General features: G+C 54.6%; 19 protein-coding genes. 3 read left to right on the forward strand and 16 right to left on the reverse strand.

Annotated elements, in window-relative coordinates; translation table 11 throughout:
• Positions 1–30 precede the first annotated feature (30 nt).
• From ACOQPM_RS12350 to ACOQPM_RS12425, 16 genes are all read right to left on the reverse strand, one after another.
• Positions 31–1,278, reverse strand: a complete 1,248-nt coding sequence (locus tag ACOQPM_RS12350) for a glycosyltransferase family 4 protein (protein WP_420629570.1) — start codon at positions 1,276–1,278, stop codon at positions 31–33.
• Positions 1,275–2,324, reverse strand: coding sequence for a glycosyltransferase (locus ACOQPM_RS12355; protein WP_420629571.1), 1,050 nt, complete (start codon positions 2,322–2,324; stop codon positions 1,275–1,277). The genes ACOQPM_RS12350 and ACOQPM_RS12355 overlap by 4 nt, the downstream gene beginning before the upstream one ends.
• Positions 2,321–3,214: a glycosyltransferase family 2 protein gene (locus ACOQPM_RS12360; RefSeq protein ID WP_420629572.1), complete on the reverse strand. Its 894-nt coding sequence runs from the start codon at positions 3,212–3,214 to the stop codon at positions 2,321–2,323. Before ACOQPM_RS12360 ends, ACOQPM_RS12355 begins: the two co-directional genes overlap by 4 nt.
• A complete protein-coding gene (locus ACOQPM_RS12365; RefSeq protein ID WP_420629573.1) occupies positions 3,211–4,056 on the reverse strand; it encodes a sulfotransferase family 2 domain-containing protein in 846 nt (281 codons plus the stop codon). Before ACOQPM_RS12365 ends, ACOQPM_RS12360 begins: the two co-directional genes overlap by 4 nt.
• 68 nt (positions 4,057–4,124) lie before the next feature.
• The gene (locus tag ACOQPM_RS12370) at positions 4,125–6,095 is read right to left on the reverse strand and encodes an FG-GAP repeat domain-containing protein (RefSeq protein WP_420629574.1); all 1,971 of its coding nucleotides are present in this window, start codon (positions 6,093–6,095) and stop codon (positions 4,125–4,127) included.
• A gap of 207 nt (positions 6,096–6,302) precedes the next feature.
• A complete protein-coding gene (locus ACOQPM_RS12375) occupies positions 6,303–7,505 on the reverse strand; it encodes a hypothetical protein (RefSeq protein ID WP_420629575.1) in 1,203 nt (400 codons plus the stop codon).
• Between the two features lie 9 nt (positions 7,506–7,514).
• Entirely contained in the window at positions 7,515–7,883 is a 369-nt protein-coding gene (locus tag ACOQPM_RS12380) for a hypothetical protein (protein WP_420629576.1), read from the reverse strand.
• Positions 7,883–8,971 carry a glycosyltransferase family 4 protein gene (locus ACOQPM_RS12385; protein ID WP_420629577.1) on the reverse strand — a complete coding sequence of 363 codons (1,089 nt, stop codon included), beginning with the start codon at positions 8,969–8,971 and terminating at the stop codon, positions 7,883–7,885. The genes ACOQPM_RS12380 and ACOQPM_RS12385 overlap by 1 nt, the downstream gene beginning before the upstream one ends.
• Positions 8,968–9,426 (reverse strand): hypothetical protein, encoded by a 459-nt coding sequence (locus ACOQPM_RS12390; protein ID WP_420629578.1) that lies wholly within the window; start codon positions 9,424–9,426, stop codon positions 8,968–8,970. Before ACOQPM_RS12390 ends, ACOQPM_RS12385 begins: the two co-directional genes overlap by 4 nt.
• Positions 9,423–10,661, reverse strand: a complete 1,239-nt coding sequence (locus tag ACOQPM_RS12395) for a glycosyltransferase family 4 protein (protein WP_420629579.1) — start codon at positions 10,659–10,661, stop codon at positions 9,423–9,425. The genes ACOQPM_RS12390 and ACOQPM_RS12395 overlap by 4 nt, the downstream gene beginning before the upstream one ends.
• A 3-nt stretch (positions 10,662–10,664) precedes the next feature.
• Entirely contained in the window at positions 10,665–11,819 is a 1,155-nt protein-coding gene (locus ACOQPM_RS12400) for a glycosyltransferase family 4 protein (protein ID WP_420629580.1), read from the reverse strand.
• Positions 11,819–12,253 (reverse strand): hypothetical protein, encoded by a 435-nt coding sequence (locus ACOQPM_RS12405; protein ID WP_420629581.1) that lies wholly within the window; start codon positions 12,251–12,253, stop codon positions 11,819–11,821. The genes ACOQPM_RS12400 and ACOQPM_RS12405 overlap by 1 nt, the downstream gene beginning before the upstream one ends.
• Before the next feature lie 58 nt (positions 12,254–12,311).
• Positions 12,312–13,169, reverse strand: coding sequence for a sulfotransferase family 2 domain-containing protein (locus tag ACOQPM_RS12410; protein WP_420629582.1), 858 nt, complete (start codon positions 13,167–13,169; stop codon positions 12,312–12,314).
• A 169-nt stretch (positions 13,170–13,338) separates the two neighbouring features.
• The gene (locus ACOQPM_RS12415; protein WP_420629583.1) at positions 13,339–15,510 is read right to left on the reverse strand and encodes an ArnT family glycosyltransferase; all 2,172 of its coding nucleotides are present in this window, start codon (positions 15,508–15,510) and stop codon (positions 13,339–13,341) included.
• Positions 15,507–16,775 carry a glycosyltransferase gene (locus tag ACOQPM_RS12420; protein ID WP_420629584.1) on the reverse strand — a complete coding sequence of 423 codons (1,269 nt, stop codon included), beginning with the start codon at positions 16,773–16,775 and terminating at the stop codon, positions 15,507–15,509. The genes ACOQPM_RS12415 and ACOQPM_RS12420 overlap by 4 nt, the downstream gene beginning before the upstream one ends.
• A 133-nt stretch (positions 16,776–16,908) precedes the next feature.
• Complete coding sequence (locus tag ACOQPM_RS12425) at positions 16,909–18,666, reverse strand: adenylate/guanylate cyclase domain-containing protein (RefSeq protein ID WP_420629585.1); 1,758 nt, start codon at positions 18,664–18,666, stop codon at positions 16,909–16,911.
• A gap of 360 nt (positions 18,667–19,026) precedes the next feature.
• Here ACOQPM_RS12425 and ACOQPM_RS12430 point away from each other — a divergent pair, with 360 nt between their 5' ends.
• Genes ACOQPM_RS12430 through ACOQPM_RS12440 form a run of 3 tightly spaced genes read left to right on the forward strand, consistent with a single transcriptional unit; the run spans position 19,027 to position 20,103 of the window.
• Positions 19,027–19,314 carry a hypothetical protein gene (locus ACOQPM_RS12430; RefSeq protein WP_420629586.1) on the forward strand — a complete coding sequence of 96 codons (288 nt, stop codon included), beginning with the start codon at positions 19,027–19,029 and terminating at the stop codon, positions 19,312–19,314.
• 18 nt (positions 19,315–19,332) lie between these two features.
• Positions 19,333–19,671, forward strand: a complete 339-nt coding sequence (locus tag ACOQPM_RS12435; RefSeq protein WP_420630530.1) for a redoxin family protein — start codon at positions 19,333–19,335, stop codon at positions 19,669–19,671.
• A 24-nt stretch (positions 19,672–19,695) separates the two neighbouring features.
• Positions 19,696–20,103 carry a Rieske (2Fe-2S) protein gene (locus ACOQPM_RS12440; protein WP_420629587.1) on the forward strand — a complete coding sequence of 136 codons (408 nt, stop codon included), beginning with the start codon at positions 19,696–19,698 and terminating at the stop codon, positions 20,101–20,103.
• Positions 20,104–20,175 lie beyond the last annotated feature (72 nt).

Consider the following 20,175-nt stretch of genomic DNA (forward strand, 5'->3'; position numbering starts at 1 on the left):
CTCTGAAAATTATGAATTATGAAGGATGAATTATGAAAAATCTGCGAATCGGTTGATGGCCGCAATGCACGCTTCTCTGTAAACGGCCGTTACTGCCGCCCAAGTATACCGCGATTCTACCTTCTGTTTACCTGCTGCCCCCAGTTTTTCACGCAGCGATGGGTTTTGCAGCAGGCGCAGCAACGCCTGCGCCAACGCTTTGGCGTCATCCACGGGAACGAGCAAGCCGTCCTGCTCATCATCCACCAGCGCGGCCACGCCACCGACGTGGCAACCCACCACCGGCTTACCACAGGCCCACGCCTCCGCCAGCACCATGCCAAACGATTCGTGGCGCGATGGTAAAGCCAGCACGTCGCAGGCAGCCAGCAGGCCGTTTTTCTCGGCGTCGGGCGGGGCATCTAGCACCAAAACTTGCCGTCGCTGGGCAGGCGGAAGCTGCTCCAGGATGGCGTGGATGGTTTGGCTGTAGCCCGTGGGCTTGCCCGCGATGACCAGTCGTGCCGCCGGGAGCGCTTGCCAAATGTGGGGCATGGCTTGCAGCAGCCTATCAATGCCTTTGTGTGCCACCTGCTGCCCCACAAAGGCGATGAGGGGTTCGTTGGTTAGTTGGTGGGCGTTGCGCCAGGAACGGCCGTCTGCCTTTGCCAATTCCGCCACGTTCACCCCCGCCCCCAAAACGGTGATCTTGCTGGGATCAATGCCCCGCTCGGCCAGATAGGTTTTTTCAAACGAGGTGGCTGCCAAAAAACCAGTGGCGTCGGCAATGGAGCGGTAAATGAGCTGTCGCTCAAAGCCCCACACATCTTCTGGGTGCAGCGCACCAAAGTAGAGCAGCGGCTTACGGCTTTGCTGTGCGCCACGCCGGGCGTTTTGCATGTGCAGCAGCGGAAAAGCTGCCGCCGTCACCACATCGGCCTCAAATTTGGCGATGGCCTGCGTGAGACCCGGCACGATGGGACCATTGTGCCAGGTGCGCGCCCAATCATGGCCAGGCAGCCGCAGCTTGTACAGCAGACGCGCCAGGTTCAGGCGCACGCCGCTAAACCGATTGAACACAAGGAAGCGGCGCACGGTGACGCCGTTGATTTGCTCGGTGCCGACGGGCACGGTGTGGTCATCTTCCTGCCAAAAATGATAGTTGCTGTAGGCGTTGGTGGTAAAAACGGTCACCTCATCGCCGTAGGTTTGCACCAGCTGCTCCGAAAGCTCCTGAAACAGCCGTTGGGTGCCGCCCATGTTGGGCGGGTAGCCGTGAACAACGTGCAGAATTCTCATGGAGCCACGGCCGTTCCTGGCAAAAAATCTCCGCCAACCACGCTTTTGTAAAGGGCTAACGTCGCCTCAATAAATTGCTGCTGGCTAAAGTCGCGCTTACCCACCGCCAGCGCATTTTGTTGGTACGTGGCATACTGATTTTGTAGCTGGTTTAGGGCTTGGAGGATGGCTGGGGGGGAAACGGCCGTTACCACCACACCACACGCTTTTTCCATCACATAGTCAGCCAGCGCCATGGTAGGGCTTACCAATACGGGCTTGCCCGCCACTAGCGACTCTAGCAGCGAGTGGGGGAAGGCCTTCACCAGTGCGGGATCATCGGCTAGGACAACGCTGGCATGGACGCGGCTCAAAGTATCGTTAACGTCTACCCGCTCGTTAAGCAGGGTCACGCGCTGACCCAGGTTGGCCTGGGCAATGCGCTGGCGCATCTCGTCGGCCAGCAGGCCGCGCCACAAAAAGATCAGGTGCAGGTCGGGGCGTTCCTGAGCGGCGGCCAGCAGCGCGTCAATCCCTTTGCTGCGGAACTGGGCATTTGTCCAGGGGGCGGAGGCCATCATGAGGGTGAAGGGGGCGTCGGCGGGCGGTGGCTGGTACTGAAATTTGGTGGTGTTGATGCCGCTGTGGATGACGGCCGTATTTTCAATGCCCCAGGCTGCCAACCGCTGTTGGCCTGCCGCTGTGGGCAGGACGACGATGTGGACGCGCCGAGCCAATTTTTGTGCTGTTGCTTTAGACGTGTAGCCGAGACCGGTAACGGCCGTGTACACAATTGGCTTTCTTAACCCGCGCAGTACCGGGAAAGGAAACAAATCTGGGTTGAAGATGTGGTGCAGCTTTATTTGTTGTTCGGCGCGGCGCAGGCTAAGTAGCTGGGTCATGCCCCAAAGCTGGCGCGGCAGGCGCGTACCGGGTCGTTTGCCAGGATGCAGGTGGTTAATTTGGCTGCCGGGAATCTGTTTTTGCAACGCCTGCACGTCTTGCATGACGGCTTCCAGAGCAGCCAGAGGGCCAGCGGGCATGGTGAGATGAAAAAGGACGCTCATCTGATTTTACCCCGCGTGACCCGGGCGTTTTGCCCGCCGAAACGGCCGTGCCAGCCATCCCAGCAGGCCAACACCGCCGCCCGCGCTCGTGGCCAGTTGCGCTGTAACAGTGCCTCCAGCCAAATGTGTCCGCTGATCAGGCTCCAATAGAGAAACAGCCGCAGCCGCTGGCTGGCGTGGAACTTTTGCACGTACAAAAAGCGGTTGCGTAGTACGTAGTAAATATGTAACTGGTGCCGTTGCCCAGCCGAGCGCTCTACTTGGTGCTGGGCGCGCGTGCCGCCCAAAACGGCCGCACCGAACCCAGCTTGCCGCACACGGGCGCACAGGTCAGCCACCTCGCCGCCAAAAAAGTAATCTTCATCCAGCAGACCGACTTGTTGTAAAACGGCCGTGCGGATGAAGATGCAGGTTCCGGGAATATAAGCTACTTCGCGCATCTCACTGTTAGCCAATGGTTCTTGATGATGCGTGCCAAGTGTTAAGCCAATATCGCCACCGCCAGCGGAGAGCATTTGCTCACCGTCCCACAGTTCGGGGCCAACCATGCCCAGGTGCGGGTGTGTTTGCAGCAGGGTGAGGAGTTTGGTGACGGCCGTTCCGTCCACCGTCGCATCGTTGTTAAGCAGCAAAACCGTGTCATGTTCTGTTGCCAGAGCCGCTTGCAGCCCCAAATTGTTACCACCAGCAAAGCCCAGATTAGCGGGGCTAAAAATAAAAATGACCTCGTCCTGCAAAACCTGCCGCAATTTGGCACGGTCTTCCGGGGCAGAATTATTGTCTATGACCCAAATATGGTCTTCCGGTTGCCGCCACGCCTGCACAGACCGGACGCAATGAATGGTGTCTTCGGCTCGGTTCCAGTTGAGGATGAGAATTGCCAGGCTCATGAGGTTTGTGGCTTGCTCAGCCAAGCGCGGACGGAGAATTTGCGAAGCTGCCAGTATGGTTTGGTAAAGCGGTTGAGCCAGCGAAAAAGCTGTACGCGGTACGGAAACAGTGCGCCTTGTTGGGCAATTTGGGCTTGGAAGAGGGAACGGCCGTATGCGTAAAGCTCCTTGTCTGCTTGATTTTGCTCCGTCAGCAAAGCCAGCACCTCTTCATTGATTCGGCTCTTTTTAGGTCGGTTACTGCCCACATTTTGGCGTTGATACCACACATTTTGCCAGCTAAATGTTTTCTGCAACAATATCAATGATTCATCAAACTGCTCGGTAAGCCCCACGATCACAAAATGATTCTGCAAATGCCGTTTGGCTTTGGCTAGCAGCGTATCTGCCTCATCGCCGAACTCATACTGTGGGTAGCCACCGGTAAGCTGGCGCGTTTGGCCGTTGGCCATGAGTGGGTCAATTTGCTGGTTGGCAAATTCGTACAAACTGAGTTCGTTTGCTGCCTGGTGATGGGGATGCTGCGGCGTGCGTTGAATAAAAGCGTAGTAGGAAATCACCCGCTCGATTGGCTCACGCAGAAAAGTGAAGTAGACGGCTGGTTGGGGCAAAAATTCATGTAGTCCGTAATCCATATGCCCTTTTAGCAAGCGAATGTTAGCGAACTGCGTTTGTTTGAGCTGCCTGAAATGGTCAAAATTGTGCCCTTTGGCGTCGATGTTGTATACTTCTGCCGCAGCATATTGGCGTCGCAGAATGGCATGTAAAGTTGTTCCCGCTGTCTTGTGGATGTGCAAAAAGATGGCTGTTTGTTGTGAATTTGTGCTCATGTTGCTTGACATAAATTACCTGCACCCCTACAGGCCAGAGGATGCGGGTGATTTTATAAGCAAAAAGGTTGGGGAGCAATTTATTTTGTAATCATCGGCAAGTAGATATTGGCGATGTCGCCGACGTAGAGGTAGACGGTGGCGGTTTGTGGGCTACCCTGAACGGGGACGCCGTTGTTGGTTCCCGTGATGGTGATGGTTCCCAGGTTGTGCCACTGGTTTTGGGCGAAGCTGTCGGTGGTTACCGTAAAAGTAAGTTGGGTGCTGTCGCTTACTGTGCCAGAAGTGCTACTGACGGTTAGCTCGGCAATGCTTTCATTGAGGATCCAATCAATTTCATCCCCCCCGCTGTTGTGGATGGCTGTTTGAAGGACGGCCGTATTCCCTGTCCCTTGCTGGTGATAAAAGCGGAGTTCATCCGTGAAGGCTAAGCGCGGTGGCTCAAAGATGCCCGTTCGGGCCATATTTTGCTGGAAGGTGGGCCAGGGCAGGCTGTCGTTGTCATTTGCACCGGTTTCTTCAAAGATGTAAACGGCCGCTTGCCCATTGTTTTCTGCGCCCATCACCGTTTCTAATAAACCGTCGTTATCCACATCGGCAATGAGGGGAGCGGCCAGAATGGTGTTGCTGTTTGCCAGCAGTGCACGGGACAGATCCCCGCTTTGGCTGCCATTATGCTCAATGATGCGTAACGCGGTGGTGCTGGCCATTGTTTGGATGATTTCCGGCTGGTCGTCGTTATCAATGTCGGCCACAACGGATGGATAAGGTTGGGCACGCTGCGCGTTTGTGCCGTTGAGCGGCTGGATGGGGAAGCCGGGCACATTGCTGCCATCCCCTTGCCAGGCGTACAGATTTTTGCATTCCTGCTGAGATTCTGCGCCACAGCCAATAATCACATCCAGAACGTTGTCGCCATTTAGGTCGGCTAGCGCGGGAGAGGATGACATATTGCCGGCCGTAGTTCGTGGCCAGCCAGAAACGGCCGTCCCCGTATGGTGCCAGGCGTACACTTTGTAGCCGTTTGTGCCGCCAATGCCCAGACCCGTGCCAACCACAATTTCCAGATCGCCATCGCCATCAATATCGCCAACGGCCGGGGAAGATTGCACCTGCTGTTCGGTAATAGTGGGCCAGCCGGGCACAAAGCTGCCGTCGCCATTAAGTGCCCAGACGGTGGCTTTGGTGTAGTCGGGGCTGTTGTACTGGCTGGGGAAGGGGCCACTGCCGTCGTCGCCGTTCCAGGGAGGGCTGTCTGTGCCGACGATGATTTCCACCAGCCCGTCGCCGTCAATGTCTGCCAGGGCGGGGGATGACCAGCCGCCGCGCAGCAGGGGAGCGTTATCACGAGAGAGGGGCCAGCCAGAAACGGCCGTACCGTTATGCTCCACGGCGTAAATGCGACGGTCTAAACCCAGCGTCACGATTTCCAGATCGCCATCCCCATTGAGGTCGCCCAGTGCAGGGGAGGACCAAATGCCATCCCGAACGCCGTCTGGGGTAGAGCCGCCGGTGCCCTGGCCACCTTCATCCAAGGCTAAATAAGGCCAGCCAGCCTTTAGCGAGAGGGAAAGTCCACCGCTGACTTCATACACAATAATGCCGCCATGTTTGTTATCCACGGGATTTTGAGCGTCTGGGAAGCCCCCGGTGGTGACTACAATTTCCAGATCGCCATCGTTGTCTACGTCGCCGATGGCGGGAGCCGATTCAATGCGCCCGGTTGCCTGGTGTTCGCTGGCCGGGAGCTTGGTGTTGAGGGCATTAGCTACCTGAACCGTGTCGGCGACGTTCCAGTTTGAGCCATTAAAGGAGAGGAGGTTTAAACGGCCGTCGTAGCCACCCACTACAATCTCCAAATCGCCATCCCCGTTGAAGTCGGCCGCTGCTGGGGAAGCGTGCTTAATGGGCGCACCGCCCAGGGAGATGACAGTGTTGGTTCCTGCTAGCACACTTTTGTTGGCGGAGGTAGCTATCAGAGTAACGAGAGACGCCAAAATGAACAAAACAACAGCAAAACGCGGATGATTTTTACTTATTAAATGAACCATGATTTATGCCTTCAATACTTTAGGATTTACGCAGTTTTCGAGCTGTCGCCGGCGTCCCGCCGTGCCACCTACCGCGACTGCGTAGCCCAATACTTTTTACTTACAATCATGAACAATACGAACTTGCACCATTAAGGCAGGAATAGCCTCCAGTTTCAATGGCTTTTTTGTCCCTTTAAGAAGAATCTCATGTTGGGGCAAGGCGGGTTAAAGCGTTTGGAAGAACCGGACGTACTGCCGGGCAATATTGTCGAGGTGGTGATGCTGCTGGATGAAGGAACGGCCGTTCTCTGCCACCAATTCCCGAAATGAGGTATCAACCGCCAACTGGTGCAGCAATTCAGTTAGCATCGCTTCGGCATAATCGTCTGGGGCAATTTTTAGGCAGCTTCCCTGTGGCAGATCTTGTAGCGGTTCAATGTCTGAGGTGAGGGTGGCAATGCCCAGCCCCATGAGCCGGATGGGGGTGTACGGCGTGCCGCCAATGTGCGGGTGGCGCAGGTGAATGCCCACGTCCAGGGCAAACATCTGCTGCACAAAAGTCGCTGGTGGTTGCCACCCAGACATATGCACCTGGCCTTCTAACCCCATCTGCTTAATTTCTCCGGTCAGATCGTAGCTGTCAGCGGCAAAACCGCCCAAAAAGTAGTGAGTTTGGGGCGTGTGCCGGGTCACTTCTTTGAAAGCAGCCAGGCACGCGCGTAAATGTTTATTGGGCACAAAAATGCCAAATGAACCGACCACGAAGCTGTCTGGGGCAAAGCCGAAGGCTGTGCGCTGTTGGTCTCGCAGTTTGGCAGGATCGGCGTTGTTTAGCTCGCTGGGCAAGAAGTAGGGGTAAGGGATGACGTTTGTGTGGCTAGACGGCCGTATTGCCAAAACCTGCGACTCAGCAAAGTGGTTCTGCACAATCACGCTCTGGCTGCTGTCTAGAATGCGTTCAATAAGCGGAAAGCGCAGAAGTACCTCGTTGCCCAAGCCTGCACTAATTTGTTGGGCAATATGGGCGGCATCGTCGCGGTAGGCATACAGCAGCTCATCTACATACGCCTGGGGGTTGTTTTGCCCCACCGTGGCGGCCAAAATGCAGCGATGCAGCGTGGTGTCGTTGAGAATAACGATGCCAGGGAAGCGATGGACGTAATCAAGCATGTAGCCGTGGAAACGGCCGTTGTCCCCCAAAGAGTAAACCGTCGCATCATAGTCAGCCTGCCGCGCCGGGAAATTTGTGTGGGGTCGGATAGTGATTTTGTCGCTGATGAAGCTGGCTTCGGGTGCGTAATCGCCACTTACAAAAATATCTAGCGCCGTGACGTCTGGCAGTGTCGCCAGCCCTCGGATCAACCCTTCGGCAAAGTCGGCCAGGGCGGACTGAATGGGCGGCAGCGGTGTGAAAATGGCAATTTGCATGGCAGATGGCTAATCCGCTTTTTGCTCAGATTGTTGGGTTTGCAGCGCAGCCACTTCCTGAGCCAGCACGGTGATGGCTTGCAGGGTGGCCTGGTTGAACTGGTTTTGCTGCTGCACAATCGGGTCAATGTACCATTGCAGGGTGCGGCGCATCACTTTTTGAGCGGCGGCTTTGATTTTAGGAACGAGGCCGGGGGGCCAACTGGGCCAGGCAATGGGTTGGTGGCTGTTGATCCAGGCGGTTTGCTCCATTTTGTGGATGGACGGCCGTTTACCTGGGTCGGTGGCAAAAAATGTGGCTTGCCGGGCTATAACCTGCTGCCGTGTTTGCTCAATGGCTTCTGCTGCCTGTTGGATATTTTGGGATAAGTTGTCCATTATGCACCCACCATAATGCCTAACCGGGCTAGAATTGCCTTGAGACCTGCTTCCGCTTTGGCCGCATCCAGCTCTTCTAGCCGAGCATATTGTTTTTGAATGACCTGCTGCCGGACGGCCGTATCGCTCACCAAAATATGCCCCATTTCTGCGGCGGCTTCATACCCAAGTTCGGTAAACATCACGCCTGCGCCCCCCAATGTTTCTGGAATGGCGCTGCTGCGGCGGGTGAGGATGGGCAGCCCGTAGGCCATGCTTTCCAGCAGCGGTACGCAAAATCCCTCATGAAAACTGGCGGTTAGATAGAGATCGGCCGTTTCAAAAAAGCGTTGCATCTCGCGGGGATCATTTACATGCCCAAGAGGGCGGACGCAGTTTTGCAGCTCTAAATCCACAACCAGTTGGTCCAATGCCTGCACGTATTTAGTGAGGCCGCGAGACCCCACCACAATGAGCTGGGAATTTTTGTTGATGGTGTGATGGTACACGGCAAAGATTCGCAGCACATCTTCCACGGCTTTGTTCGGCACAACGCGGCCTACGCTGAGCCAGGTTACCTTCTTTTGCGGGTCCGGGGAAGCTGGCGGGCGAGTTGAGTCTGGTTTGGGCAGGGTGAGGAAGAGGGGGAGAACGGCAGTTTTCGCTGGATCAAACCCTGCCTCCACCAACTCTTGCCGATTGTAGTCAGAATCGCCAATAGCCAGATCGCAATCTATCATGGTTTGTAACGCTTGCCGCCCCATGTCGCACAGAGCTGCTTGCTGCGTATCCCACACGGTGAAAAATTTGGCGGGCGTGATGTTGTGGTAAATTAAAATTTTGCGCCCGCGATACGCTTTGAACAGCCGGATGTTGGGCGAATAGATGGAATAATGAAAAATCAGCAGGTCGTCCTGGCTATCCAGGTGCGGCAAAAAGCGAGAATCTGGCAAGACGCGCCCCTGAAGCTGGGGCGCAACGTGCTGGGCGTAAATGCCTGTCTCAAAGCCCCAGCGTCGCAGCGTGGCATCGGTGGCTAAAATGTTGTTGCTGATGGCATCACCCATGATCATGCCAAAGGTAAGTTGGTGAATTCGCATCTTCCTCATGTGATTTCTTCTTTCAGGTGGGCTTCTAGCTGGGCGATGCGCTGCGCGTCCAGCTCTTGCCTCTGCGCCAATTCATTCACCGTGAGCAGCAATTTGCGGTTAATTTCGGCCTGCTGCTGGATGATGGGCAGTACGTACCATTTTGTAGACATCCAGTTCCACGCATTGCGAAAAGCGACGATGAGGGGGCCAAGCAAGGGGACATTGGAGGCGAACGGCCGTTCCTGCAGCGGTTCTTGAGCCATCAAATCAATCATCAGGCGGTTGAGGGTTTCGGTGGTGGCGAGGTAAACGGCCGTCTTGCCGGGGCGTAATGATTCCGGGCCAACCTGCGCCACATCCCGCCAACTGCTACGGGCAGCCAGTGCGTCTGCCAAGCGTTGGTGAATGGCTGTTTGGTCTATGGCACTGTCCTGAATTTCAATGCGTGCTGCTTCTTCTTCGAGTGATCTCATGCTTCTTTTCCTCTAGCCGCCAATGTTTTACGATACGCTTCCTCCAGGCGGTCAGCCATTTGGTGAATGGTGTAGTTGGCTAGGACTTTGTTACGGCCGTTTTGCCCCATCTCTTGCCGCAATGCTGGGTTTTTGAGCAAGGTGGCCAGATGCTGCTGCACAGAGTCTGCACTATCCGGTTCTGCCAGCAGCCCATCCACACCGTCGGTAATGACATTGCGAACGGCCGTTATATCGGCACCAATAACCGGTTTACCCAGTAGCCACGCTTCAAGGTAGACAATGCCAAACGCTTCGCCCACGGAAGGCAACACTAACAAATCACAAGCCTGCAACAGATGCAGCTTTTCAGCATCCGTGACTTTATCCAAAACAGTGAGATCGTCCAACTTCTCGTAACGTAGCCACAACTCTTTCGATTCGTCCGTTTCAGGGCCGGCGGCGACCAAAAAAATGTCGGAAAACTCGGCCTGCAACCCCTCAAACGCTTCTAGCACCAATTTTAGACCTTTGTATTGTGACTTTCGCCCCAAAAAAAGCAACATCGTGCCTGAGGGGGGCAGGTTGAGCCGTTGCCGTGCTTGGCTTCGGCTCATCTGCGGATAGTTGGCGGGATTTAAGCCTACCCCAATTGTGCTAACTTTCTCGCTGTTTAATGCCAAATCCATTTCGAGAAGAAATGTATGTTCAGCTTTGGTGTCGGCCAGTATGTGATCTGCACCTTGCAAAACAGTGTGCTGGAAGCCGATGTCGTAGGTTACTGATTGCTCTGGATGTAGATGGGGCGTTACGACAATCGGCACGCCCAGCCATTTTGCTGCCCAGTAGCCATAGATGACGTGGGAATAGACGAGGCAGTTGAGGTGGATGAGGTCGTAGGAACGGCCGTTTCGCAGCATCTGGGTAAACATACCGGGGGCAATTGGCCCACCACCTAAAAAGATCAGCGGCTCATAAATCCAGGAGCGATTTTGCCAATAGTGGCGCAAGCCAAAATGGAGCATCCGCCAAACGGAGCCTCGGCGGTACAGGCTCCAAAAGCGGTGAACGTTGACGCCGTTTCTCTGCTCAAATGGTGGCAATTCGTTTGCCCAAGTGTGGAAATCCACCGAACGGGAGGTGTAAACGTCCACCGTGTGCCCCCGTTCCACCAACGCCTCAGATAAATCGGCAATATATTTTTCGGAGCCGCCAATGGCGGGGGGGTACTGGTGGGTGACGTGTAAATAGCGCATGGTCTAGTTCGTTAGCCAGTTCTCCAGGATATTTTCCAGGCGGCTGATGATACGAGGCCAGGTGTAATTTTGGTGGGTGTAGGTACGGCCGTTCTCCCCCATTTCTCTCGCTTTTTTCGGTTCGGCCAAAAGCAGGCGTGCGGCCGTTGCAAACTCGCCGTAGGTCGCAAAGGCCAATCCCCCCTGGCTGCGCCGAACATGCCCGCTGGTAACTGGGCATTTCTTATGTACCAAAACGGGGCAGCCAGCCAGCCACGATTCCAGCAAAACAAGCGAAAAGCTTTCGTTGAGTGACGGCTGTACCAGCGCGGTGGCTCCGGCAAGCAGCATTCGCTTTTCTTCTTCAGATACGAAGCCACGGAGCTCAAACGGGGGCTGCGCCGGGGGGGGAAACGGGCCTTCACCAGCCAGAACGAGTTTGATGGGAGAGCCTGAATCGGCTAATCGCTGCACGTAATCATAAAGCAGGGCCACGTTTTTGCCTGCTTCCAGCCGACCCAGCGTGAGCAGGTAGGGAGGGTTTGCTGGATTTCTGGTTATTGGGGCTGCTTGTTCAGAAACGGCCGCCCCCAAAATTGCCTGCCGCTTCAAGTTTGCTTTTAGTTGGTTATTGGTGAAGGCTTGTTCTTCAGGCGTCAAAAAAAGTACGCCAAATGCTCCTGCTAAGAGCAAGCGAAACAGGTCTAAATAGGCATACGATTCATTATGTAAACACGGAATGAGAATGGTACGTTCGGGCGCAATCCAGGCGGCCGTTTGCGCCAAAATTGCTTGGTAGGGCAGCACCAGCAGAGCATCATAGCTGCTGGCTTCCTGGCTCAACGCTTCGTACAGCGGTTGGCTATGGGCACCGGCGGCCAGCCAAGCTTTTTGCTGCGGCCAGCCTAGCCCCCATTGCTGCTCCAGCCTTTGGGACAGTTCAACAAAGTGTGGCGCGTTGTAGCTGGTGATGGGAAAGCGGCGCACCGTAACTCGGTTGTCTGTTGTGGTTCCCGCTGGGTACACATTTTCCCAGAGATAATACGCTTTGGCGCAGCTTGTCCACACATGAACTTCATGGCTGTGGGCAGCTAGCTGTTCGGCCAAATTGCGGGCAAATGTTTCCGCGCCGCCCAGCACTTCCGGGCCGTAGCGAGGGGTGATGATTGCCAGGCGCATTAGTTGTTAGTTTGGGAGGTGGCGGTGAGCTGGGCTTGCAGGGTTTGGATAGTGCGCTGCTGCTGTTGGGTAACGGCCGTTAATCGCCCCACCGCTTCCCATAACTGTTTATTCACCTGCTGTTGGTGCTGCAACGCCCGGTTTGTGTAAAAAAGAGCAATGCTGTGCAGTCCGTGGCGCACTTTTTGCACCAGCCCGCCGATGAGCGGCAGTTGGCTCCATTTTGTCTCGTTTAGCAGCAGGTCACGCTCAAAGTTGGGAATGATTTCGGCTGCTTGTTGCAAATGGTTGTAGAGGGCGACATCGTACCCAATGTCAGTCGGCTTGCCGGGGAAAACAACGGGGGGAGGGACGGCCGTATCCAACTGTTCACGCCTCGCAGCCGACTCAATACGTGCCTGTATTTCATTCCAGACGGGACTTTCCTCATTCATTATTGCGTCTCCTCCCAAACAGATAAGCTGGGATTGGTAGCCAAATATAGACTCTGCTTCAACCGATAATTCCCCTTTTTTGCCACTGTTGCCGAATCCAGTGCCGAACCGATACACGCCGGATTTTTTCCAGAGATGGATAGGTGCGTTGGTGCAACTGGTGCTGGATACGGGAGAGCCAAAAGGGGAACCGCATCTGCCTTACACGCTCCTCAAACTGTTTTTGGGCAAAGGCGTACAGTTCCAAATCGTAAGCTTGCGTTTTGTGAATGATCGCCAGCGTTTGGTCGTCCAACTGCTGGCGATTTGGCCGATTTTTTGTTACGTTGCGGGAACGATAATAGGGCAGACGGGGCCAGTTAAACTGATGCTTTAAGAGCAGCAGCGTCGTATCAAACTGCTCACTCAACCCCACTACCGAAAAATCCTGCAAAATATGCTGCTTTGCCAGAGATAAGGTTTTTGCTGTGCAGGGCAAATCTTCTAGCCAGGTTCCGGCTAAAAAGCGGGTCTGATTGTTGTGCCCCAAAATATGTTTGGCAAAATCGGCAATGCTGGTTTGCCGACCGGTCATTTCTTCATGGCGTGGGTGGTCGGGAGTACGCAGAATAAAATAGTAGTAGGAGAGTACGCGCTCAATTGGGTCACGCAGTATCGTGAAGTAGGTGGCTGGCTGCGGGAGCCATTCATGCAGACCATACTCAATATGGCCTGTTAGCAGCCGGATTGATTGCTTGGCTTTGTTGCTAAGCTGCTTGAATTGGGCAACGGCCGTATCAATATGTGGGTCGCCTTTTAGATGCAGCACCTGTTCAGGAGCGTAGATTTGATTGTGAATGGCGTGCAGCGTGCTTCCCGCTGTTTTGGGAATATGCAAATAGATAACGGTTGCGGGAGTTTCATTTTTATGCGCCATTGGTCAGGATTTTAAGAGTGATGTCATCCGCAGGCAACTACACTTGAGCAACAGCAGATAAATCTGCACCAACATCTGCAAAGCCTGCCTTCGCAGGCTGGGAACCATTGATTTTTTCAGTCCGCGTAGGCGGACTTTGTAGTGATTTTAATCGCTCGCCTTGTCCAGGTTAGGGTAGTGTGAGCGCATAAACGTCGAAGGGAACCTGAAAATGGTTGACTTGAACTGGAATATGATCGCGGGGGGTTTCCATGAGGGGCACGTTGATTGTTTGGCTGAAAGCAAGCTGGCGGTTGCCCTCAGACCAGCCCGGTGGGGTAGCCCCGTTGACGGCTAGCCAATAAACTGGGCGGCCGTTTGCCTGCCAGTGGGTTACGGCCGTTTGCAGCTCAGCGGCTTCCCGCACCTCTTGCTGAATCGTGAAAACAGTCTGGTCGAAGATAAACCACAGTGGCAAATCCAGCCGTTGTGCCTGATTTCCAGTCTCCATCAGCAAGACGGCGTCTGGGGGAAAGTGGTTGGTGAACTCGGTTAGCTGAGTGGTCAAGCCATCGTATTCCACCACGCCAGCGATGGCGCGTAGATGCTGACCAAATCCGGCCAGCAGCAGCAATAGCAACCCCAACGGTGCGGCGGCCACAAACCAGTGGGCTCGGCTACGCGGCCGTAGCTGCCAAATGAGCCAGGCCATCCCCAAAATAAACAGGGGAAACGCCACCGTAATAAATCGCCGCACCACCCAAAAATGGTCTAATGCCGTGCCTGCGCCCAACAGATAAAGCGGGGCCACATTGCCCAGCAAAATAAAATGGGCTAGGCGAACGGCCGTTGCCTCTGCTTGGTAAATAAGCAGAAGCAAGCCAATCCCACCCGCAAACAGGCCGGCACGAGTGAGGTAAAGGCGGGTAAGCTGCACCGCCTGTTCCGGGTCTGCCAGCATAGAGGGGGCTAAAGTTTGGTTGAGAACGGCCGTTCCCACAATCGCCAATCCCAATCCAGTAGACAGACCGATCTGCCACCGCCTAGGTTGCCCAAAGAGCCAAGCTAGCCCCTGCCTAAACTGAGCCTGACGGTAGCGCAGCAAAATGAGAATCAATGCCAGCAGCAGCGTTGCCAGCAGCAACGAGACCCAGTGGGCGGCAAACAGTCGCCCCAGCCAATCCAGCGGATACGGATAGCCGTTAGCCGCCGCTGCCAACGGTTCCGCCAAAAAACTAGGCAGCAGCGTCCGCACCAGATGGTCTACAAAGTAAATGGTGGCGATAAAGGTGGCATGCCAAAGGGCCTGCAAATTTAGCAAAATGTAAACGCCGACGCCCCACCAATAGGCCGGTTTGAAATGCTTGCTTAGCCACAGATACAAAAAGGTGGCGATGAGCAGCGGCGGAACCAGGATGGTGTCTAGCTTGGTGAGCGAGAGCAAACCAAAGCAAGCTCCGGTTAGAACGGCCGTTGCCCGATTCCCCGATTCCAGCAACAAAACCAGCGTGTATAGCCCGCCCCAAAAGAACAGTTGCACCATCATTTCAGCCGTGGGGTAGCCAGTGAACCAAACTTGCGTCACGCTGAAGGTGAGCAGCAGCAGGGTCAGCAGGCCAACGGGTTGGCTCCACAGGCGCGTAACCGTTAGGTAGATGGCCAGGCTACCCAGCAAGGCCAGAAACATGGTGGTAAACAGTGCCAACGGTACGCCGCCAGCCGCGTAAAAAACGGCAATCAGGGCTGGGTAAAGGTGGAAGGCGTGGGGCAGGTAGATGCCTGCGTCTGTGTCGCGGATGGTGAGGCCGCTAATGCGCTGGCCTTCGCTCCAGGGGCCGGGGAAGCCAGCTTGATACAGTCGCGTTTCTGGTCGTACCAGCACCGAGCGTACTGCTTTGGGGACGGCCGTTATCTCCGCATCATAAACCAGAATGCCGCCCGTTTTGGCAATGTGAATGCCCGTGTTGACATAAACGCCATGATCGCGCCCCCCGACGATGTATTCAGATGGTCGTCCCGACAAAAAAATGGCCGCCAGAAGCAGCAGCCCCACGACCAAGTCTGGCCAGCCCCATCTTAATTGGCGCAATGGCTGCCAGCGACGGCCGTTTCGCCAGCCAAAACCGATTAAAATAATGGTGATTCCGATTACCAACCCTACCAGCAACGGTAGCGAAAATAGCTCTAACTCGGCTAGCGTGATAGACAGCCAGCTTACCGTCGCTACCCCAGCTAGGAACCATAAAAAGAGGGCTTCCAGTCCGCGCAGCGGCACTTTTTGCGCGTTTCCCAGCGTGAACCAGGCGGCCATCCCTGGCAGCAGCAGTAGCAAAAGCAGCAGCAAGCTCCCCACGATGGTCATGGTTGTTGCTTCACCTGAGATTCAATTTGATCGAGGCGTTGGCGGAGCTTGCCCAGTTCCGCCAAGAGTGCGTCGGTTTCCTGTGCCTGAATTTGCGCCTGGCTGTGTAGCTGTTCAATCTGGCGCAGTAGGTGCTGATTTTGCCGATTTTGCTGCTGCATCAGGCTGCGTACCAGCCATTTGGCGGCGATACTGCTCCAGGTGCGGCGCAGTCCGGCGGCGATTGTGCCCAGCAGCGTGCTGCTTTCCGGGAATTCAAACTCAGTCAAGTTAGGAGGTGGCTGGTTGGCTTCTGCCTTGGCCTGGATGGCAACGCGGCGCAGGTGCAGGAGGGCATTTTGTACGGCCGTCACCTGCTCCACGGGTGCTTCTGGTGAGATTAGGGGCTGGGGAACGGCCGTAGCAAAATAGGCCAGACGTAGCTGGGCAAGCTGCGTCGGGGTGGGCGTTTCTGCCAAATAAGCGGCCTCGGCGGGCACAAAATCGTCCAAAAATTGGGCGAGCGTGTAATGCTTCAGCACGTAGCGTAGGCGATTTTGGTGTAGCGTTTGCAGCTTCAGGCCGCTTACCTGCGCCATCGTAGCCGACTCATCGTGCGTAGCCACGGCTTGGGGCGCAACCACCACCCGGAAGCCCGCTGCTCTGGCGCGGGTGCAAAAATCAACCTCTTCGTAATAAAAAGGATGGAACGCTTCGTCGAGCAGCCCGATTTGGGTCAACACGTCTTGCCGCACCGCCAGCGAGGCGCCCGTGACGTAGTGCACGTCGCGCACAGCGGCAATTTGGTTACGGTCTGGCTCTTTGTAGTGGAAGTGGTGGCTGTGGGCCAGCGGATAGCTAAGTTCAGCCCCCAGGTGCTGAATCGTGCCGTCGGGGAAAAGCAGCTTGGCGCCCACGATGCCGACGGTGGGGTCTTGGGCGAACGGCCGTACCATTTCCACCAACCACTCAGGCCGCACCAGCACATCATTGTTCAGCAGCACCACCACATCGGCCGAAATTTGGCGCAGACCCGCGTTGATGCCTCGGCTAAAGCCCAAATTCTCTTCGTTTTGGATGATTTGCACCTGGGGGTAGTTGGCCTGCACCCAGCCCACCGACTCATCTGTGGAGGCGTTGTCTACCAAGACAATTTTGTAGTTGACATAAGTTTGTTTGAGGAGTGTGGGGAGGCAGGTTTCTAGCAGGGAACGGCCGTTCCAGTTCAAAACTAAAACGGCAACGGATAAATCGCTTGGTGTGCTGCTAGCTGATTGCTGGCTCATTACTATTGGTCTGTTCCCTAAATTTTTCGCAAGTTTACCACCAACCAATTCCCCCTAAAAATCATTTTTGCGCCAAATAAAAACGCGCTTCCCAATGGTTGAGAAGCGCGTAAAAATTTTTGAAAAAGGTTTTTTACGATGACAAGGCTCTAACCAGTCGGTAAATTTGCTCAGGGGTTTGGCGGCCTTTTACTTTCATGGGCTCTAATGGCTCAACAATAGCCCAATCTTTCACCTGCTCGTAGGTGCTTTGGCTAATGAGGATTTCGTCGGCCTGGGCGTTTTCCTGAATGCGCTTGGAGAGGTTGACCGCATCGCCAATGGCTGAGTAATCTTTCCGCTGGCTGCTACCGACATTTCCCGCGACGGCTTCGCCCGTATGAACGCCAATGCCAAAATGCAGCCGCCGATCTTCTGGCAGTTCCGCCAAGTAGCGCTGCATTTTCTTGCGAATCATGAGGGCGGTGCGGATGGCGCGTTCGGCATGGTTTTCTTGCGGGTTGAGCGGCGTGTTGTACAGAGCCATCACCGCGTCCCCCATAAATTTATCGGTGAGCCCTTCGTATTCGTTAATGGCGTAGACAAATTCGGTGAAGTAGCCGTTGATGATCTGGATGAGCTTTTCCGGATCCAAATGTTCGCTAAAGGTGCTGTAGCCGCGTACGTCGGCAAATAGTACGCTCATGATGCTGCGTTGCGGCCGTTGCGCGGCGTCCAGGTCTCGAATTTGGTCAACCAAAGCGGGCGGCAGATAGCGGCGCACGCTTTCCAGACGCTTTTTCTCGGTCACATCGTCCAGCACCATGGCCACGCCCAGGGTGTCGCTGTCGTAGTCGCGCAGCGGGGTGAGGGTGAGGTTGAGCGAGGTAAGGCCAGACCGCTTGTTGACGGCAACATCTACTTCTGTGTTGTGTGCGCCGCCGTTGGTCCACACATCTTGGATGAGTGGTTCTACAGGCAGGCCGAGGGTTTCCAGAGCGGTGTTGTAGGTTTGGTGCATAACGGCCGTTTCCGGGAACCCCAAAATGCGTTCAGCCGCTCGGTTGTACAGCGCAATTCGCTCTTCATCATCAATGGTAATCACACCACTCGCGATGGAGGCAAACACATTGTCCATCAGATCGCGCATTTCGGTGATTTCAGTGAGATTTTCTTGAATTTGGCGGAAGAGACGGGCATTGTCAATGGCAACGGCCGCTTGGTTGGCAAACGAGGCAAGCAAATCCCGGTCGGTGTTGCCAAACACGCCAGCGGCAATGCGGTTGTCGGCATAAATGACACCGGTAATCTCATCTTTGATTTTGAGCGGCACGCACAAAATGGAGCGCAAGTTGTAGCTGATAATGCTTTCTTGCGCGGCAAAGCGGCTGTCGGATTGGGCATTCATCGTCACCACGGGTTCGCCAGTCTCCGAAACAGTTCGCACAATGCTGCGGCTAATCTCAAACGAAGAGGATTTTTCAATTGTTTCGCGGTCTACGTTGCGGTAAAGACGCACTTCTTGCTCGCCCGTTTCATCATCTTTCAGTAACAAGATGGCGCGTTCTGCCTTGGTGAGGTCAATAATGGAATCCATCACGTAAACCAGCACTTCGTTCAGGTCTAGTGAGGAGTTGATGACCCCGCCTATTTCTTGCAACGCCTGGAGCTGTTCTTGCTCTTTTTGCTGATCTTTGAAGCGGCGTTCCAAATCTTCCAGGTTGCGCCTTACGTGCACCAGCAGCCGCGCCAGCTCGTCGCTGGATTGCGTAGCGGCACGCTGGGCAATTTCGGCGCGAGTGGTGATGAGGGTTTGGTGCTGCTGGTTGACAGTGCTGCCAAGATTATCAATTAAATCTCGCAGTTGGCGGATATTTGTTTGAATTTGGGTAATTGAAGGTAATTCGTTCAACGCTGCATCCTCTGGCTGGCCCATTTAAATTAACTTGAGGCTATGACAGACTGCAACCTCTGGTAAAAAACCGCATTGGTATTTGCAAGGAGAAAGTTCAGGCGGTCTATAATCAGTATAGCAGGTTTTATTACAATTTAGCTGACTGTCTTCTTCATTGTACCAATATTTTGGTTCTTAACTGTGTTGGATGCGCGAAAATTTTTCATAAACGTTGGGTGAATGCCCTGCGGTAAGCGTTTTGTAATCTTCTGTTAAGCTGTATGAGGTACAGTTTTCGGTATTCAGTAGTCAGTGAATCAGTAATCGCAAACTGATTACTGGCTCGCTGATTACCGATTTCTGCAAAGGAGGTATGTTATGAGATTGAAGTTGCTGGTGTGGGGTACGGCCGTATTCATCCTCCTCATCCTCGTAATGACAGCTTGCACTTCAACCGCCGCCGAGGAAGCAAGCAGCGGCGAGGTGGAAGTATTGGCCAGCGGCACGGTGGTGCCGCCCACGCGCGGGGAGGTTGTGGTGGATTTACCAGACATGGGCGAAGCGCCCGAATTTTTGAATGAGGTTTGGTTGAACAGCGATGGCCAAGTGACATTGGCCGAGCAGCGGGGCAAGGTGGTGCTGCTGGAGTTCTGGACCTTTGGCTGAATTAATTGTCAACGGACGATTCCTTGGGTCAAGGAATGGCAAGCAGCATATGAAGGTGACGATTTTACGGTTATCAGCATTCATTATCCCGAATTTGCCTATGAGCGTGAGGTTGAAAACGTGCAGGACGCGATTGAGCGGTTTGGCATCACCTACCCAGTGGCGATTGACAATGACCGGCAAACGTGGCGGGCTTACAACCAGCGGTATTGGCCAACGACGTATCTGATTGATAAGTATGGCCGTATCCGCTACCAGCACATCGGCGAATTTACGCGCGGCTCTGATTTGGAAGCCGTGGCCGCTATTGAAGCACTCATGGCAGAGCCTGAGCCGCTTGAATCTACGAGTAATTAAGCAATTGGGTAATTGAGTAATTGGATGCTTGTCGAGCAAATTACTCAATTACCTATTTACAGCCCCCTGCGGTATAAATCCCGCATGAATTTATTCCGCTCCAAAGCCAAACCAGATGCCGACGGCTACTTCACAACAGTTGCCATTGATGCGGTGCAGGCCGACCAAATGACGGCCATTTCCATCAATCGTCACAAAATCATCCTCACCACTTGGGACGGCACGCTTTACGCCTTCTCCGCCGAATGTCCCCACGCCTCGGCCGATTTCAGCAAAGGGTGGGTGAGCCGCTACAAGGTCACCTGTCCGGATCATCAATATTGTTGGGATTTGCGTAACGGCCGTATCCTCTGGCCCGATGATGAAAATTACCGCCTCAAAATGTACCCTGTCAAAGTGGAAGATGGCATTGTGAAGGTGAAAATTGGTTAGGCCACAGAGATCACAGAGGGTTAAGAGGCTGGAGTGGAGCCTGACTGGGCTGGGGGTTCTTTTTGGGGTTGT

The organism is Candidatus Leptofilum sp. (assembly GCF_965223525.1).
Lineage (GTDB): Bacteria > Chloroflexota > Anaerolineae > Promineifilales > Promineifilaceae > Leptofilum.

What these genes read in the sequence shown, in the direction of transcription:
- ACOQPM_RS12390 (WP_420629578.1), bottom strand. Translation starts at nt 9,426, where the DNA reads ATGAGATCACTCGAAGAAGAAGCAGCACGCATTGAAATTCAGGACAGT.
- ACOQPM_RS12440 (WP_420629587.1), top strand. Translation starts at nt 19,696, where the DNA reads ATGCTTGTCGAGCAAATTACTCAATTACCTATTTACAGCCCCCTGCGG.
- ACOQPM_RS12365 (WP_420629573.1), bottom strand. Translation starts at nt 4,056, where the DNA reads ATGTCAAGCAACATGAGCACAAATTCACAACAAACAGCCATCTTTTTG.
- ACOQPM_RS12385 (WP_420629577.1), bottom strand. Translation starts at nt 8,971, where the DNA reads ATGAGGAAGATGCGAATTCACCAACTTACCTTTGGCATGATCATGGGT.
- ACOQPM_RS12380 (WP_420629576.1), bottom strand. Translation starts at nt 7,883, where the DNA reads ATGGACAACTTATCCCAAAATATCCAACAGGCAGCAGAAGCCATTGAG.
- ACOQPM_RS12395 (WP_420629579.1), bottom strand. Translation starts at nt 10,661, where the DNA reads ATGCGCTATTTACACGTCACCCACCAGTACCCCCCCGCCATTGGCGGC.
- ACOQPM_RS12415 (WP_420629583.1), bottom strand. Translation starts at nt 15,510, where the DNA reads ATGACCATCGTGGGGAGCTTGCTGCTGCTTTTGCTACTGCTGCTGCCA.
- ACOQPM_RS12355 (WP_420629571.1), bottom strand. Translation starts at nt 2,324, where the DNA reads ATGAGCGTCCTTTTTCATCTCACCATGCCCGCTGGCCCTCTGGCTGCT.
- ACOQPM_RS12405 (WP_420629581.1), bottom strand. Translation starts at nt 12,253, where the DNA reads ATGAATGAGGAAAGTCCCGTCTGGAATGAAATACAGGCACGTATTGAG.
- ACOQPM_RS12370 (WP_420629574.1), bottom strand. Translation starts at nt 6,095, where the DNA reads ATGGTTCATTTAATAAGTAAAAATCATCCGCGTTTTGCTGTTGTTTTG.
- ACOQPM_RS12350 (WP_420629570.1), bottom strand. Translation starts at nt 1,278, where the DNA reads ATGAGAATTCTGCACGTTGTTCACGGCTACCCGCCCAACATGGGCGGC.
- ACOQPM_RS12410 (WP_420629582.1), bottom strand. Translation starts at nt 13,169, where the DNA reads ATGGCGCATAAAAATGAAACTCCCGCAACCGTTATCTATTTGCATATT.
- ACOQPM_RS12360 (WP_420629572.1), bottom strand. Translation starts at nt 3,214, where the DNA reads ATGAGCCTGGCAATTCTCATCCTCAACTGGAACCGAGCCGAAGACACC.
- ACOQPM_RS12400 (WP_420629580.1), bottom strand. Translation starts at nt 11,819, where the DNA reads ATGCGCCTGGCAATCATCACCCCTCGCTACGGCCCGGAAGTGCTGGGC.
- ACOQPM_RS12420 (WP_420629584.1), bottom strand. Translation starts at nt 16,775, where the DNA reads ATGAGCCAGCAATCAGCTAGCAGCACACCAAGCGATTTATCCGTTGCC.
- ACOQPM_RS12375 (WP_420629575.1), bottom strand. Translation starts at nt 7,505, where the DNA reads ATGCAAATTGCCATTTTCACACCGCTGCCGCCCATTCAGTCCGCCCTG.
- ACOQPM_RS12430 (WP_420629586.1), top strand. Translation starts at nt 19,027, where the DNA reads ATGAGATTGAAGTTGCTGGTGTGGGGTACGGCCGTATTCATCCTCCTC.